General features: G+C 70.1%; 11 protein-coding genes and 2 pseudogenes. 6 read left to right on the forward strand and 7 right to left on the reverse strand.

The window, feature by feature from the left end; genetic code table 11:
- Positions 1-92 precede the first annotated feature (92 nt).
- Entirely contained in the window at positions 93-1373 is a 1281-nt protein-coding gene (locus tag BQ9890_RS05440) for a glutamate-5-semialdehyde dehydrogenase (RefSeq protein WP_075889956.1), read from the reverse strand.
- Between the two features lie 393 nt (positions 1374-1766).
- Positions 1767-2294 (reverse strand): YceI family protein, encoded by a 528-nt coding sequence (locus BQ9890_RS05445; protein WP_075889958.1) that lies wholly within the window; start codon positions 2292-2294, stop codon positions 1767-1769.
- 332 nt (positions 2295-2626) lie between these two features.
- On the opposite strand from BQ9890_RS05445, the gene BQ9890_RS05450 reads away from it, so the two are divergent.
- From BQ9890_RS05450 to BQ9890_RS05460, 3 genes are all read left to right on the forward strand, one after another.
- The gene (locus tag BQ9890_RS05450; protein WP_078062253.1) at positions 2627-3271 is read left to right on the forward strand and encodes a TetR/AcrR family transcriptional regulator; all 645 of its coding nucleotides are present in this window, start codon (positions 2627-2629) and stop codon (positions 3269-3271) included.
- Between the two features lie 7 nt (positions 3272-3278).
- Positions 3279-3965, forward strand: coding sequence for a type 1 glutamine amidotransferase domain-containing protein (locus BQ9890_RS05455; RefSeq protein WP_075889960.1), 687 nt, complete (start codon positions 3279-3281; stop codon positions 3963-3965).
- Positions 3966-4058: 93 nt separating this feature from the next.
- The gene (locus tag BQ9890_RS05460) at positions 4059-4979 is read left to right on the forward strand and encodes an NAD-dependent epimerase/dehydratase family protein (protein ID WP_075889962.1); all 921 of its coding nucleotides are present in this window, start codon (positions 4059-4061) and stop codon (positions 4977-4979) included.
- A gap of 281 nt (positions 4980-5260) precedes the next feature.
- On the opposite strand, the gene proB is transcribed toward BQ9890_RS05460, so the two are convergent.
- From proB to BQ9890_RS16850, 5 genes and pseudogenes are all read right to left on the reverse strand, one after another.
- Positions 5261-6352 (reverse strand): glutamate 5-kinase, encoded by a 1092-nt coding sequence (gene proB, locus BQ9890_RS05465; RefSeq protein WP_075892774.1) that lies wholly within the window; start codon positions 6350-6352, stop codon positions 5261-5263.
- Between the two features lie 146 nt (positions 6353-6498).
- Positions 6499-8025, reverse strand: a complete 1527-nt coding sequence (gene obgE, locus BQ9890_RS05470) for a GTPase ObgE (RefSeq protein ID WP_075889964.1) — start codon at positions 8023-8025, stop codon at positions 6499-6501.
- Positions 8026-8131: 106 nt separating this feature from the next.
- Positions 8132-8392 carry a 50S ribosomal protein L27 gene (gene rpmA, locus BQ9890_RS05475; protein ID WP_075889966.1) on the reverse strand — a complete coding sequence of 87 codons (261 nt, stop codon included), beginning with the start codon at positions 8390-8392 and terminating at the stop codon, positions 8132-8134.
- 34 nt (positions 8393-8426) lie between these two features.
- Entirely contained in the window at positions 8427-8747 is a 321-nt protein-coding gene (rplU, locus tag BQ9890_RS05480; RefSeq protein ID WP_075889968.1) for a 50S ribosomal protein L21, read from the reverse strand.
- 1749 nt (positions 8748-10496) lie between these two features.
- A pseudogene (locus BQ9890_RS16850) lies at positions 10497-12576 on the reverse strand (Rne/Rng family ribonuclease); the annotation flags it as partial.
- A gap of 704 nt (positions 12577-13280) precedes the next feature.
- On the opposite strand from BQ9890_RS16850, the gene BQ9890_RS05490 reads away from it, so the two are divergent.
- The 3 genes and pseudogenes from BQ9890_RS05490 to BQ9890_RS15830 all read left to right on the forward strand — a co-directional run.
- The gene (locus tag BQ9890_RS05490; protein WP_075889972.1) at positions 13281-14828 is read left to right on the forward strand and encodes a cytochrome ubiquinol oxidase subunit I; all 1548 of its coding nucleotides are present in this window, start codon (positions 13281-13283) and stop codon (positions 14826-14828) included.
- A gap of 18 nt (positions 14829-14846) precedes the next feature.
- Positions 14847-15971 carry a cytochrome d ubiquinol oxidase subunit II gene (gene cydB, locus BQ9890_RS05495; protein WP_075889974.1) on the forward strand — a complete coding sequence of 375 codons (1125 nt, stop codon included), beginning with the start codon at positions 14847-14849 and terminating at the stop codon, positions 15969-15971.
- 415 nt (positions 15972-16386) lie between these two features.
- A pseudogene (locus BQ9890_RS15830) lies at positions 16387-16605 on the forward strand (thiol reductant ABC exporter subunit CydD); the annotation flags it as partial.

Here is a 16605-nt window from a genome sequence, read left to right on the forward strand (position 1 = left end):
GAGCACAACCCTGCCCACAGCGCGGCACTCCCCCACCATACCCCGCGCCGAACCGCGCGCCGGAGCGCGAGGAGCCACGCCGCCGGAGGACGTCAGCTCCGGATCGCGCCGTTACCCTCGATGACCCAGGTGGTCGTGGTCAGCTCTTCCAGACCCATGGGGCCCCTCGCGTGGAGCTTCTGGGTGGAGATGCCGATCTCCGCACCCAGACCCAGCTGGCCGCCGTCGGTGAAGCGCGTGGAGGCGTTGATCGCGATGGCCGCGGAGTCCAGTTCCGTGCGGAAGCGACGCGCGGAGTCGATGCTGCGCGTGCAGATCGCCTCCGTGTGCCCGGTGGAGTGGCGGCGGATGTGCTCGATCGCCTCGTCCAGGTCGGCCACCACCCGCACCGCCAGGTCCATGGAGAGGTACTCGCGGCCCCAGTCCTCCTCGGTGGCGTCCACGACCAGGTCCTGGTCGATGCCCGGGTTCGCGCGCGCGATGGCCACCGTCGCCTCGTCCCCGTGGATGCGCACACCGACTGTCGTCAGGCGGGTGAGGGCCTGGACCAGGAACTCCTCGGCGACATCGTGGTGGACCAGCAGGGTCTCGGCCGCGTTGCACACGCCCACGCGCTGGGTCTTGGAGTTCATGACGATGTTCTCCGCCTGCGCCAGGTCCGCTCCGGCGTCGACGTAGACGTGGCAGTTGCCGGTGCCCGTCTCGATGACAGGCACCTTGGCGTGGTCGACGACGGAGCGGATCAGCCCGGCCCCGCCTCGCGGGATGAGGACGTCGATGCCGCCGCGGGCCTCCATCAACGCCGTGGCTCCCGCGCGGCCCCAGGGGTCGACCGTCTGGATGAGGTCTGCGGGCAGGTCGGCGGAGACCAGCGCGTCGCGCAGGACGGTGATGGTGACCCGGTTGGTGGCCTCCGCCGCGGTGCCGCCGCGCAGGATGACGGCGTTGCCGGACTTGAGGGCGAGGCTGGCGGCGTCGACGGTGACGTTGGGGCGGGCCTCGTAGATCATGCCGATGACGCCCAGCGGCACCGCTACCTGCGTGACGCGCAGGCCGTCCTCGGTGACGCTTCCGCGCACGACGCGTCCGACCGGGTCGGGCAGGGCGGCGACCTCGCGCACGGCGGCGGCGACAGCGGTGAGGCGGGGCGCGTCCAGACGTAGGCGGTCGACGAGGGCGTCGTCCATGTGCTCAGCACGGGCACGGGCCACGTCCTCGGCATTGGCGGCCAGGACCTCCTCGGCGCGGTCCTCCAGGGCGGTGGCCATGGCCTCCAGGGCGCGGTCCTTCACCCGGGAGGTGGAGGTGGCAAGCACACGGGAGGCGACGCGAGCGGCGTCGGTGAGGGCGGAGATGTCAGGCACGTCAGTCATGTCGCAATGATTCCACAGCAGGTGGGGCGGGATGGGCGGTGGTTGGCGGTTCAGGGCTGGGTCTGGAGCGTGAGGGCGGCGGGGTCGCCCTCGTCGGCGGGAGTGGAAGCGCAAGGCCACCGGGGTCGCCCTCGTGCGCGGGTCGTGTCCCGCGCGGAGCAACGCAGACCTGCGGCCTGCGGGAGTGCCGATCACTGGTCTCCCGACGCCCCGACATTCCGACATCGCGAGCGTCCCCCGAAGCAGCTCGCTGGCCCCCACCCACACGGGCGAGGACCAGCGAGTTCAGCGACTGCCGCCTGCGCGGGAGGCGACCCCGGACGCTGTTCAGCTCACGGAGCCGACGTCCCGGGGATCACCTCTACACGTTCACCGCTGCGCGCGGCGAGTGGCTCAGGCCTGCTTGGTGGCCTCGATCTCCAGGGTGATGGCGATCTTGTCGCCGACCAGCATACCGCCGGCGGCCTGTGCCTTGTTCCAGGTCAGGCCGAAGTCCTTCCGCGAGATGGTGGTGGTGCCCTCGAAGGCGGCGCGGTCGAAGCCGAAGGGGTCGGTGGCCGTGCCCTCGAAGGTCACGTCGATGTCGACGGGCTGGGTGACGCCGTGGATGGTGAGGTCGCCCGAGAGGACGAACTCGTCGCGGGTGCCGGAGACGCCGGTGGAGGTGAAGGTCCACTCCGGGAACTTCTCCACCTCGAAGAAGTCGGCCGAACGCAGGTGGTTGTCTCGGTCGGCGTTGTTGGTGTTCACGGAGGCGGCATTGATGGTCGCCGTGGCGGAGGAACCCTCGGGGGTGGTCTCATCGGCCACGGTGATGGTGCCGTGGAAGTCGTCGAATGCTCCACGGGTCTTGCCGATGCCGGCGTGACGAACGGTGAAGCCGAGGGTCGAGTGGGTGGGGTCGATGGTGTAGGTCGACATGTGTGCCTCCGAGGTGGTGTGGAAGGGGGCCGCGTGGCCCGTCTAGTTTGTTGACGTCGCAACTATATGTCGGGAGCAGCCATCGCGCACGGCTCTGACGGTCCTGACCGGGGTGGGGTGCCCCACACACCGTCGGTCGGTCGGCCCGACCGCGGGTCACACTGCACCCCTGGTCGGGGACGCTCGCGTTCGACGTCTGAGGTCGGTCCAGTGCCCTGCTCGGTCGGGCACGTGCACCCTCGTCCGGTGCCCACGCCCCACGCTCCTTCCCTCTGTGCCCTGCCCAGGACGCTGCTAATGTGAGCACTGCTTACTTGATGGAGGGAGGACCCATGGGACAGGACGCGCCGGCAGCGGTCGCGACACCGGCAGCGACACCGGTCGCGCCGCCCCACGGGTACCACCACGGCGATCTGCGGGCCACGCTCCTCACCACCGCCCTGGAGATGCTCGAGGCCGGTGAGTCCTTCTCCCTGCGTGCGGTCGCCCGACGGGCAGGCGTGTCCACGGCCGCTCCCTACCGGCACTTCGCGGACCGCGACGCCCTCGAATCGGCCCTGGCCGTGCACGGACTGCAGGAGCTCATGCACGACCTGACGGACGGACCTCCCCTGCCCGGCACCCCCGCCGCAGTCGGCGAGCTCGCCGTGCGCTACGTGCGCTTCGCCCTGCGCCGACCCGCACTCTTCAGGCTCATGTTCGGACGGGCCTGCACGCCCGGGGTCGACGGAGCCACTGACCCGGTGCACGCCGCCGCCCAGGCCCTGGAGGAGCACCTGGTCTCCGTCGTGTCCGAGGTCCACCCACACTCGGACCCCGTCCCCCTGGCCATGGCCGCCTGGTCCCTGGCCCACGGCCTGGCGTTCCTCCACCTCGACGGCAAGCTCACCAACACGGACCCTGCGGAGGTGGACCAGCGCGTGCGGTCCACCGTCGCCTCGGTCTTCCCCTCCCCGCCCACCACGGAACAGAACTGAGGCCACCATGACACCGCGCATCCTGGACGTCGTCACCAACGTCGACCACTTCGAGGCCGATCCCTCCCACCCCACCGGACTGTGGCTCTCGGAGCTGAGCCACGCCCACGACGTGTTCGCCGCCCACGGCTTCGACCAGACGATCGTGAGCCCCGCCGGAGGGGAGTCACCCCTGGAGCCCCGGTCCCTGCGCTTCCCCTACTTCGACTCCTCGGCCAGGGCGTGGCGCGACGACCCCGAGAGGATGGCCCTGCTCAGGCACACCGCCAGCCCCGAGCAGGTGGACCCGGGCGACTACGACGCCATCTACTTCGCCGGCGGTCACGGTGCCATGTTCGACTTCCCGGGCAGCGAGGGCCTGCAGGAGATCACCCGGGCGATCTTCGAGGCCGGCGGTGTCGTCGGCGCCGTGTGCCACGGGTACTGCGGTCTGCTCGACACCCGCCTCTCCACCGGTGAGTACCTCGTCGCGGGCCGCCGACTCACGGGCTTCTCCTGGCGGGAGGAGGTCCTCGGCCGCGTCAACCGGATCGTGCCCTACGACGTCGAGGAGGAGGTGCGCAGGCGCGGCGCCCACTACTCCAAGGCGTTCCTGCCGTTCGTCCCGAACACGGTCGTCGACGGCCACCTCGTGACCGGGCAGAACCCCGCTTCGGCCAAGGCCACCGCGACCAGGATCGCCGCGCTCCTCTGAGCGACGGGCGACCCCCCTCCGCCCTCGTCCGTCTCTCCACCTCCGGACCCGCACCCACACCCACACCCACACCCACGGCAAGGACGGCACCACATGCAGACGATCCTCGGAGCCGGCGGCCAGATCGGCGAGGAACTCGCCCGCGAGCTGCACCGCTCCCACACCCGCGACATCCGCCTGGTGAGCAGGCATCCGCACAGGATCCACGAGGGCGACCAGGTCGTCGCTGCCGATCTCACGGATGCCGAGGCCACGGCGGCAGCGGTCGAGGGCAGCGACATCGTGTACTTCACGGCCGGGCTCCCCATGGACTCCCACCTGTGGGAGGAGCGATTCCCGCCCATGATGGCGAACACGATCGCCGCCTGTCAGCGGCACTCGTGCAAGCTGGTGTTCTTCGACAACACCTACATGTACCCGCGCACCGCCACGCCCCAGACCGAGGAGACGCCCTTCGAGCCCGTGGGACGCAAGTCGACGGTGCGGGCGCGGATGGCGGAGATGCTGCTCGCCCGGATGGGCGCAGGCACGATCGAGGCCGCGATCTGCCGGGCACCCGAGTTCTACGGTCCCGGCAACACCCAGAGCCTGACCAACTCGGCCGTCTTCGACCGGATCAGGCAGGGACAACGGCCCATCGTGCCCCTGAGTGCCCACACGCGACACACCCTCATCTGGACACCGGATGCCAGCCGGGCCATGGCTCTGATCGGCAACACCCCCGACGCCTTCGGCCAGACCTGGCACCTGCCCTGCGACGCGGACCGCCTGACCTACGAGGGCATGATCGAGGTCGCCTCGCAGGTCACCGGGCGGCGCATCCCCTCCGTCACCGTCCCGGGCTTCGCGTTCCGGATCGGTGGACTGGTCAACCCGGCCCTCAGGGAGGTGGAGGAGCTGCTGCCCCGCTACCGCTGCGACAACATCTTCGAGTCCATGAAGTTCACCGCGCGGTTCCCGGAGTTCAGGACCACGACCTACCGCGAGGGGATCAGCCGGCTGCTCGCGTCCTGAGTGCTGATTGAAGTGCCCGGCGTCTTCGTCGCCGCAGCTGCCTCGGCGCTCCGGACACGCACCTGCCCGCAGCGCCGGGGTGTACTCGCGGGGCGGCGGGAGCGGACCTCGGCGCCCGAACAGAGCGGACCTCGAGGGTGGAACAGAGCGGACCTCGGTGCCCCAACAGAGCGGACTTCGAGGGTGGAACAGAGCGGACCTCAATGCCCCAACAGAGCGGACTTCGCGGTGCGAACAGAGCGGACTTCGAGGGTGGAACAGAGCGGACTTCGGCGAGGGGGTCAGAGGAGGACTGCCAGGTCGTCGCGGTGGACGATGGGGCGCGGGTTCTCCCAGCCGGAGCGCAGCAGGTCGCGGGCACTCAGCCCGGCCATGGCGGCCACGGTGTCGGAATCGTAGGACACGATGCCGCGCGCCACCAGGCCACTGGGCCCCGCGATGTCCACGACGTCACCGGAGTCGAAATGGCTGATCACCTGGCGCACGCCCGCCGCCAGCAGCGACTTTTTGCGAGCCGTGATCGCCTCGACCGCGCCCTGGTCCAACAGCAGTTCCCCGCGCGAGGGCGCGGCATGCGCGATCCACAGGGTCCGCGAGGCCGGCCGCTGCCCGGTCGCCTCGAACCAGGTACCCACGCGCTCACCACGCAGGGCCTCCCCCAGCCGGTCGGCATGCGTGAGCAGCACACCGATGCCGGAGGAGGTGGCCATGGTCGCGGCCTGCACCTTGGTGACCATGCCGCCCGAGCCCACCTTGGAGCCCGCTCCCGTGACCAGCACCGAGCGCAGCTCGTCGTGCGAGCCCACCGTCGGCACCAGGTGCGCACCGGGAGTTCCCGGCGGTGCGGTGTAGAGCCCGTCGACATCAGTGAGCAGCACCAGCGCATCGGCGGCCACCATCTGGGCCACGTAGGAGGCGAGGCGGTCGTTGTCACCGAAGCGGACCTCACGGGTGGCCACGGTGTCGTTCTCGTTGATGATGGGTACCACCCCGAACCCCAGGAGCTTTTCCAGCGCCTGGCGGGCGTTCGTGTAGTGGTCGCGGCGCATGACGTCGTCCGTGGTGAGCAGCACCTGGGCGACGTGGCGGTGGTGGGACTGGAAGGCCGCGGACCAGCGTGCCACCAGGAGGCCCTGCCCCATGGCGGCGGTGGCCTGGGCAGTGGGCAGGTCACGAGGGCGAGCCCCCAGCCCCAGCGGCTCCAGACCCGCAGCAATGGCACCTGAGGAGACGATGAGGATCTCGCGGCCGCCCTCGCACCACTGCGAGGCGAGCCTGGCCACGACGTCGATGCGGTTGAGGTCCAGTCCCCCGTCCTCACGGGTGAGCGAGGAGGAACCGATCTTGACGACCACGCGTCGGGCGGAGGCGATGCCGGTGGGAACGGAGTCCGCAGCCGTGGCAGCCTGCGTCGCGGAGCCCCCGTTGCCCGGACCCGGCGTCGGGGCACCCGAGCTCCGAACCGCACCGGACCCGGTGCCCGATCCTCCGGGTACCGCCCGCGCGGCACCGGCGGCGCTCACTTGGTGTCCTCACCCGCGTCGGTCCACACGCCTGCCTCGCGCTCGGTCCACAGCTCCTGGCGGGCCTCGGCCTTGGCATCCATGGAGTCGAAGTAGCGCTCCCGGCGCTCCTTGCGTGTGGGTCGCTTGTTCTCGTCGATGCGCAGGTCGGTGCCGCGCTGTCCCAGCAGTTCCGGACCCGTGGACAGGGTCGGCTCCCAGTCGAAGATCACGCCACCCACCAGCTCACCGATGACCACGGTGTCCCCGGGCACGGCCCCGGCCTTCATGAGCTTGTCCTCGACGCCGGCCGCCGCCAGGCGGTCCGCCAGGTAGCCCACGGCCTCGTCATTGGCGAAGTCGGTCTGGCGCACCCAGCGCTCCGGCTTCTCGCCACGCACCTGGTAGACGGTCTCCCCCGCGTGCTCCTGGCGCCTGACGGTCACCTCGTCACGCGAACCCACCGCGCGGGGGCGGATCACGGGACGTGCAGCCTCCAGCGTGGGCAGCAGGGCCCGCTGCTTCTCCACCAGCTCGGCCAGGGCGAAGGACAGGGGCTTGAGGCCCTCGTGGGTCACCGCGGAGACCTCGAAGACGGGCCAGCCGAGTTCCTCCAACTCCGGGCGGCAGATCTCGGCGAGCTCGCGCCCGTCGGGGACGTCGATCTTGTTGAGCACGACCACGCGCGGGCGCTCCATGAGGGGCACGTACCCCTCGACCTCACCGAGGTCGCCCTCGTAGGCGCCGAGCTCGGCCTCGATGGTGCGCAGGTCCGCCAGGGGTTCCCGGTCGTACTCGAAGGTGGCGGTGTCCAGGACGTGCACGATGACGGCGCAGCGCTCGATGTGGCGCAGGAACTCCAGGCCCAGTCCCTTGCCCTGGGAGGCACCGGGGATCAGGCCGGGCACGTCGGCCATGGTGAAACGCGAGTCACCCGCCTGCACCACACCCAGGTTCGGCACCAGGGTCGTGAAGGGGTAGTCGGCGATCTTGGGGCGGGCCTGGGACATGGCCGCGATCATGGAGGACTTGCCGGAGGAGGGGAACCCGACCAGCGCCACGTCCGCCACGGACTTCAGCTCCAGGACGACGTCGCGTTCCTCACCGGGCTCACCCAGCAGCGCGAAGCCGGGGGCCTTGCGCTTCTTGGAGGCCAGGGCTGAGTTGCCCAGTCCCCCTCGTCCGCCCTCCGCGACGACGAAACGGGCGCCCGCGCCCGTGAGGTCGGCGAGCAGTTCCCCGTCGGTGGACTTCACGACGGTGCCGTCGGGCACGGGCACGATGATGTCCTCACCGGCGCGGCCCTGGCGGTAGTCCCCCATGCCCTGGGTGCCGTTGCCGGCGCGCTGGTGGGGGCTGCGGTGGTAGGTCAGCAGGGTGGTCACCTGGGGGTCCACGACCAGCACCACGGAGCCACCGTTGCCGCCGTTGCCGCCGTCCGGCCCACCCAGGGGCTTGAACTTCTCGCGGTGCACCGACGCGACCCCGTTGCCCCCGTCACCGCCGGCGGCGTGGATGGTCACTCGGTCGACGAAACTCGGCACGCGTCCTCCTGGATGGGCTGTGGGAATGGTGGTGGGGGTGTGGAATGTGCACGAAGGGCGCCCGGCTGACGCCGGACGCCCCTGCGATGCTCGTGCGGTCTGGCGCTCAGGCCTCGACCGGCTCGACGACGTTGATGACCTTGCGGTCACGCTTCGTCGAGAACTCCACCGCGCCGGCCTTCAGCGCGAAGAGGGTGTCATCCTTGCCACGGCCGACGTTGACGCCGGGGTGGAAGTGGGTGCCACGCTGACGGATGATGATCTCGCCGGCGTTGACAGACTGGCCGCCGAAGCGCTTGACGCCCAGACGCTGGGCGTTCGAGTCGCGACCATTGCGGGAGGAGCCGAGGCCCTTCTTGTGTGCCATCTCAGTGGGTGCTTTCTACTCGATGCGGGGACGGTCAGGCGATCTCGGTGATCTTGACGACCGACAGCTTCTGACGGTGTCCCTGGCGCTTGCGGTAGCCGGTCTTGTTCTTGAACTTGATGATGCGGATCTTCGGCCCCTTCGCGGAGTCGACGACCTCTGCCTTGACGCTGACCTTCTCCAGGCCGGCCTTGTCAGTGGTGACGGCGTCGCCGTCCACCAGCATCAGCGGCTGGAGTTCGATGCTGGAGCCGATTTCATCAGCCAGCTTGTCGACGACCACGACGTCACCGACGGACACCTTTTCCTGTCGGCCGCCGGCCTTGACGATCGCGTAGACCACGTTGGAGCTCATCTCTGTCTCGTTCGGGACAGGACCCACTCCTCGACGTCGACCCGGAGGCCGGAAACTGAGGGACGGATCCCGCTGGCGCCTGTGTGCGCCGACGGTCCAATCTAGCCGATCCGCGCGCGCCCGGGCAACCCGTGGACCGTGTGCAGGGCACCGGGTGAGCTGTGTGATTCCACACGGAGGGCGAGTTCACCACTGAAGGGCGTGTTGGCTGGCGCCCTGTGGTGCCGGTGTGCCCGACCCCGCCGGTGGTGTCCGGACCCGGACGAGGGAGTGGGCGGGACCGGTCACCCGGTCCCGCCCACTCCCATCCGTCACTGCACCACCCGGATTCCCGGGCGGGGTCGCAGCACCGCTGTCAGGCCTGCTCCCCCGGGTCCACGACACCCGTGGAGGCGGCGCGACGGTGACGGCGCGCCTTGCGCGGCGTGCCGGTCGACCCCTCACCCGCGGGGCGCTCGGGCAACTTGATCTCGTCGACGCTCGTCGGCACGGTGACCTCCACGGACGGCGCCGAGTCGGGCTCCGTGGTCACGGCACCACCGGTGGTCACGGCGCGGGGCTGGGCCGCACCGACCTCCACCGTCTGGGCGTCGGCCGAGCCGACCGTGGTGTCGGCGGAAGCCGCGGGTGCGGCCTCCTCGGGTTCCACGACCGAGGTCGTCACTGCGCGGCGACGGCGCGGACGCTTGGCCGCAGGACGGGACTGACCCCCGTCCGCGGGACGCTCGGGCAGCTCGATGCGGGGTTCCTTCGCTGCGGGCAGCTCCGCGGCGGGAGCCTCCGCCACGGCGGACCCGGCACGCGTGGGCAGCTCGATCTCGGCGACCGAATGCGTCGGGGGCTCCGCCTCGGTGGCCTTCGGCTCGGGCAGTTCGATGCTCGCGGCCGTCGCACGGGAACGGGTGGCCCTGGACTTCCGGCCGGCGGAGCGGGTGCCGGACTCCCCCTCCGTGGTGGGCTCGGGTGTCCCGGTGCCCTCGGACCCGGAAGCGGGGACCTGCGCGGCCCCGGTGTCCACGGTGCCCGAGGAGGCCACGCGACGGTGACCCGAACGCCGACGGGAGGAGGTCGTGGCCGCAGCGGTGGGGGCCTCGCCCGCCTCACCGGCCAGCTCTCCTGCGACCCGCTCGGTGGAGGCACCGGTGTCGACCCCGGTGCTGCCGGTGGTCTGGGTCCTGTGCGCACCGGTGGTCCGGTCCCCTGCGGACTTCGCGGGCACCGTCTCCCCGGAGGAGCGGGCCACACGACGACGCTTGGGCTTGGTGACAGGGACCAGTTCCGTCTCGGCGACGTCCTCGGGCTCCTCGGAGGAGACCAGCAGGGACTCCACCGGGGCTGCGGCGACCTCGGCCTCGACCTCGGGCACCTCCTGGGACTGTGCGGCCCCCGGCTCGGCCGAGGAGGCCTTCACGGCGCGACGGCGACGCGATCCGCGGGTGCGCGGGGTCGGGGTCTCCTCCGACCCGTCGGCGAACTCGCCGGGGGTGGCGTCGTCCGGTGCAGCAGCTGCACCGCTCCGGGCCGCGACCGTGTTGGCCACGACCTCGGGATGTGTGCTCGCGACGGGGGCGATCGCGGGGCCGCCCTCGTCACTGCTCCTGGTGGCATGACCGGAGGCGGCGGCGATGGCACTGAGGGCCTCGCGCGTCCTGCCGCGGTCCGCGCCCTCGTCGAGGCGACGGGGTTCCTCCACCGACTTGTGTCCCTTGCCGCGTCCGGAGCCGTGTCCGCCACCGGTGTGGTCGCTGGAGCCGGCGTTCTCCACCGGCTCGTGGTGGACGATGAAACCGCGGCCCTCGCAGACCTCGCAGGGGGTGGAGAAGGCCTCGACGAGTCCCTCCCCCACGCGCTTGCGGGTCATCTGGACCAGGCCGAGGGAGGTGATCTCGGTGACCTGGTGGCGGGTGCGGTCCCGGCCCAGGCACTCCACCAGCCGGCGCAGCACCAGGTCGCGGTTGGACTCCAGCACCATGTCCACGAAGTCGACGATGATGATGCCGCCGATGTCGCGCAGGCGCAGCTGGCGCACGATCTCCTCGGCGGCCTCGAGGTTGTTGCGGGTGACCGTCTCCTCCAGCGTGCCGCCGGCGCCGATGTACTTGCCGGTGTTGACGTCGATGACGGTCATCGCCTCGGTGCGGTCGATGATCAGCGTGCCACCACTGGGCAACCAAACCTTGCGGTCCATGCCCTTGGCGAGCTGCTCGTCGATGCGGAAGGCGTGGAAGGCGTCGTCGGTGCCCACCCACTGCTCGACGCGGTCGGACAGCTCCGGGGAGAGGTCGTGGACGTACTCCGAGACGGTGTCGAAGGTCTCGCGGCCCTGGATGACGAGCTTGTTGAAGTCCTCGTTGAAGATGTCGCGCACGACGCGCACGGCGAGCTCCGGCTCACCGCGCAGCAGGACGGGGGCGGACTTCGTCTTCTTCTGCTTGGCCTCGATGTCGGCCCACTGCTTGCTCAGGCGCGCGATGTCGTCGGCGAGCTGCTGCTCAGTGGCACCCTCGGCCGCCGTGCGCACGATGACGCCGGACCCGCCGGGGACGGCCTTCTTGAGGATCTTCTTCAGGCGCATGCGCTCCTTCTCGGGGAGCTTGCGCGAGATGCCCATCATGGAGCCGTTGGGGATGAGCACCAGGTACCGGCCCGCCAGGGTGATCTGGCTGGTCAGGCGCGCGCCCTTGTGCCCGATCGGGTCCTTGGTGACCTGCACCAGCACCGGGTCGCCGGACTTGAGGGCGGCCTCGATGCGACGCGGACGTCCCTCCAGCCCGACGGCGTCCCAGTTGACCTCACCGGCGTAGAGGACGGCGTTGCGCCCGCGGCCCACGTCGATGAAGGCGGCCTCCATGGAGGGCAGGACGTTCTGGACACGGCCCAGGTAGATGTTGCCGACCATGGACGCGCTGGTGCGGCGGGTGACGTAGTGCTCGACGAGGAGCCCGTCCTCCAGGAGTGCGACCTGGTCGAGCCCGTTGTGGTGGCGGATGACCATCTGGCGGTCGACGGCCTCACGGCGCGCGAGGAACTCCGACTCGGTGATGACGTGGCGGCGACGGCCCTCCTTGCGGCCCTCGCGGCGGCGCTGCTTCTTGGCCTCCAGGCGGGTGGAGCCCTTGAGGGCGGTCACCTGGTCCGAGGGGTCCTCTGAACCACGGGAGTCCGAGCCCCGGGACTCCGAGGAGCGCGAGCGGCGACGCCTGCGTCGACGCGAGGTGCCACCTTCCTGCTCGTCCTCGTCGTCCCCGCCGGAGCGGGAGCCGGAGTCGTCCCCGGAGTCCTCGGAACCGGAGTGGCGGCCCGATGACTTCCCCGAGGAACGCCCGGAGCCCTCCTCGGCGGAGGTGTCATCGGACGCGGCGGAGTCGGTGGGGGTGTCGGAAGAGGACTGGTCCTCCTCCTTCTTGGCCTTCGAGCGCGAGGAACGACGGGAGCGCTTCTTCGGTGCCGCCTCGGACTCCTCGTCAGGAGCGTGGTCCTGGGAGGCGGAGTCGTCCTGGTCCGCGGAGTCGGAGGAGGAGCTGTCCTGGCCGGAGCCGGTGTCCTCGTCCTTCTTGCGGCGGGAGCGACGCTTGCGGGCGGGCTTGGCGTCCTCGTCCTCGTCGCGAGGTGTATCGGGGGCCTCGGCCTGGTCGGCCTTCGTGCGTCCACCGCGCTTGCGGCGGGGTGCGGGAGCGTCCTCGTCGGGCTCGTCGTGGGAGGAGGAACGCCCGCTGCCACGGGTGGGGGCCTCGGGCTCCTGGGAGGTCGGTGCCTGGAATGCGGGCGCCTGGAACAGCAGTGAGGCCACCGGTGATTCAGGGGCGGCGGATGTGTCGGGGTTGGTCACGGTTCTCCAATTGTGGGGGCCGCCCCACACCGGGCGGTCCCTCTTGCTCGCCCGCGAGGGGCGGAAATCCTGACAGGACCGCGCTCTCGCGCGATGGCGCCCGGTGGCAGCGACCGTCTCCGGTCAGCTGGCTCTTCCGGCGCTCGCGTCGTGGAGGTGTGCCCACGACGTCCATACTTGACTCCCATTGTCGCACAGGGTGGGCCGGGTACCGGGGATGTCCGCTGCGGGCGATCAGCGCGGCGGCCGGGGCGCGGCTGGGGCAGCCCCGATGGGCCGGCTCCTCTCCCCGGGGCGGGGACGCTGACGAGGGCGGACCGGCGCTGCACACAGGGGTGCACCACGAGGGCGGACGACGGTGGCGCTCGGCGCCCGGGGAACACGAGGGCGGGCCGGCGCTGCACACAGGGGTGCACCACGAGGGCGGACGACGGTGGCGCAGGCGGGCCCGCACGGGTCGGACACGCGAATGTGCACGAGGCTGCGACACCGCGTCAGGAACTTTCCGATCCCCCTGCTCAAATGGCAGGAATTCGCCTAGACTGGCCGCACCGGAACGCCGTGTGAAGTGTCACGGATCGGCCACGACACACGGCGATGTCGCCCTGACCGTCTGGTCAATGAGATATCTTCTTGACATGGCGTCAGGACGATGACCTCGTCCCCACGCCCAATTCCATCCCATCACCGGAAAGGCGAGCACAATGACACTCGTTCCGGCAGCGCTGGATGCGCTGACACTGGGTCGGTGGCAGTTCGGCATCACGACCGTCTACCACTTCATCCTGGTCCCGTTGACCATCGGACTGTCCGTCCTCGTCGCGATCATGCAGACGATCTGGCACCGCACCGGTAACGACACGTGGCTCCAGGCGACCCGGTTCTTCGGAAAGCTCCTCCTCATCAACTTCGCACTGGGCGTCGCCACCGGCATCGTCCAGGAGTTCCAGTTCGGCATGAACTGGTCGGAGTACTCCCGCTACGTCGGGGACATCTTCGGGGCGCCGCTCGCCATCGAGGCCCTCGCGGCCTTCTTCCTCGAGTCCACCTTCCTCGGACTGTGGATCTTCGGATGGGGCCGCCTCTCCAAGGGATGGCACCTCGCCACCATCTGGTTCGTGGCAGTGGGCACCACCCTCTCCGCCCTGTGGATCCTCGCGGCGAACTCCTGGATGCAGCACCCTGTCGGTGCGGTCTTCAACGCCGAGACCGGTCGCGCGGAACTGGACGGGGTGGGCGGTTTCCTCAAGGTCATCACCAACCCGGTCCTCATGTGGGAGTTCTCCCACGTCATCACCTCCTCCTGGCTGGTCGCCGGGACCTTCGTGGCGGGCCTGTCCATCTGGTGGATGACTCGCGCAGCCCGACTGGGCGGTGCGGACGGCCAGCGCGAAGCGCGGGAGATCTGGCGCCCCCTGGCCCGCTTCGGCCTGCTCGTCATCATCATCGGCGGACTCGGTACCGCCGGCACCGGCCACATCCAGGGCCAGGAGCTCGCACGCGTCCAGCCCATGAAGATGGCCGTGGCGGACGGTGTCTGCGTCTCGGACACCCAGGTCGCCATGACGGTCGCCCAGTTCGGTGCCTGCCCCCTCGACGACTCCGGTGAACCGACGAAGTTCATCGAGATCCCCTTCGTCTCCTCGATCCTCTTCACCAACAGCCCCAACGGCGAGATCACGGGTGTGGCGCAGGCCCAGCAGGACCTCGTCGAGAAGCTCAACGCGACACCGGCCTTCACCGAGAAGTACGGCGACGCCTCCCAGTACGACTTCCGTCCCACCGCCAACGTGATCTTCTGGTCCTTCCGCCTGATGATCGGCCTGGCAGGCTTCGCCGCCGTGCTGGCCCTGTGGGGACTGTGGGCCACACGCAAGGGGGCGGTGCCCGAGAACAAGTGGCTGGGGCGCTTCGCGATCATCACGATCCCCACGCCCTTCATCGCCGCGTCCTTCGGGTGGATCTTCACCGAGATGGGCCGCCAGCCCTGGGTGGTCTACCCGAACCTCGCTGCCCTGGACAACGGCGACCCGGTCGCCTCGGTCATGATGATGACGGAGGCGGGCATCTCCACCGCGGTCCCCGCGGCGCAGGTCCTCACGACGATGGTGCTCTTCACGCTCCTCTACGCAGCGCTCGGCGTCGTGTGGTTCCTGCTGATGAAGCGATTCGCCCTCGAGGGCATCCACACCCACTCCGCCGAGCCGGACGAGGACGACGAGAACGTCGGCGCCCTGTCCTTCGGCTACTGATCGGACGGAGAAACTCCCATGGATCTCAGCATTCTCTGGTTCATCCTCATCGCGGTCCTGTGGACCGGCTACCTGGTCCTGGAGGGCTTCGACTTCGGTGTGGGCATGCTCCTGCCGATCGCGGCCCGCAATGACCGGGAGCGCACCACCGTCGTGCGCACCATCGGACCCCACTGGGACGGCAACGAGGTCTGGCTGCTCACGGCCGGTGGCGCAATGTTCGCCGCCTTCCCCGAGTGGTACGCCACGATGTTCTCCGGCATGTACCTGGCCCTCTTCCTGATCCTGGTCATGCTCATCCTGCGCATCTCAGCCATCGAGTGGCGCTCCAAGATCGCCTCGGAGAAGTGGCGCACCGTGTGGGACCGTTTCCACACGGTGGCTGCCGTCACCGTTCCCCTGCTCCTGGGGGTCGCCTTCGCGAACCTCGTCCAGGGCATGAAGATCGAGGTCGTGGAGCGCGCCACCCAGGAGGTCGTCCCCGCCTCGGACGTGACCCCCGAGGTCCTCGCCGGGGCTGCCCACCAGCTCACGGGTGGCTTCTTCAGCCTGCTCACGCCCTACACCCTGCTGGGGGGCGTGGCGCTGGTGGCCATCTGCTTCGCACACGGCGCACAGTTCCTGGCACTGAAGACCAAGGGCGAGGTCCGCGACCGCGCCAACGGGGTGGCGGCTCCCGCCAGCCTGGTGGCCGTGGTGCTCGGCGCCGCATGGGTCCTGTGGGGACAGTTCGCCTACTCGAACAACGTCTGGTCCTGGATCCCCCTGATGGTGGCCGCCCTGGCGCTCATCGCCTCGGCGACCTGGTCCCAGCACGCCACCCGCAACGAAAAGCTGTCCTTCGCGGCCTCCTCCGTCGGCATCGCCGGAGCCGTGTCCTGGGTCTTCGCCTCCATGGCTCCGGCCGTGATGAAGTCCAGCATCGACCCCGCCTACTCGCTGACGATCTCCCAGGCGTCCTCCACCCACCCGACCCTGGTGATCATGTCGATCGTGGCACTGTGCCTGGTGCCCATCGTCCTGGCCTACACGACCTGGTCCTACTGGGTGTTCCGCCACCGCGTCTCCACCGCGGACGTCGACACCAACGCGGGCCTGCTGCCCGGGAAGATCCGACTCGGTTCGAACTTCCTGGCCGGCTGATCCTGCCTGCGCCACCTGCCACACCGGTGGGCCCCTTCCCTCCCGGGAAGGGGCCCACCGCCTTTCCCCCGCGAAGTCCGCTCAGTTCCCGGCTCGAAGTCCGCTCTGTTCGAGGCACGAGGTCCGCTCTGGTTCTGGCCCGAGGCCTGGCGCACCTGCCTCGTCGCGTGCCCGCCCCTGCCGCACCCTCGTCGCGTTCCCGCTCCCCGCGTCCTCGTTGCGTGCTCGCCCTCGTCGCGCCCCCATCGCATGACCGGCCCTCCCTCCGCGCCCTCGTCACCTGCCCGCTCCCCCGTCCTGCTCCCCTTCCGCGCCGACCTGCCTGCCTGCCTCCGGTTCCGCCCCCGGTCACGCAGCGTGGTGATCGACGCCCCACACCCCGCTGACCATGGACCTCGGTCCCACAGCTGGCACAATGGGGCGGGTGAAACCCCTCGACCCGCGTCTGCTCCGACACGCCCGATCGGCGCGGGTCCACATCATCGTCACGGCCGGACTCGGACTGCTCACAGCCGCCCTCGTCATCGCCCAGGCACTCCTGATCTCCCACGCTGTCTCCCCCGTGGTCCTGGGCACCCAGGACCTCCACGGTGTCCTCCCCCTCATCGCCGCCCTGGTCGGGGTCGTGGCGGTG

Origin of the sequence: Actinomyces provencensis (assembly GCF_900155435.1) — a bacterium.
In the GTDB taxonomy this organism is placed as follows: domain Bacteria; phylum Actinomycetota; class Actinomycetes; order Actinomycetales; family Actinomycetaceae; genus Pauljensenia; species Pauljensenia provencensis.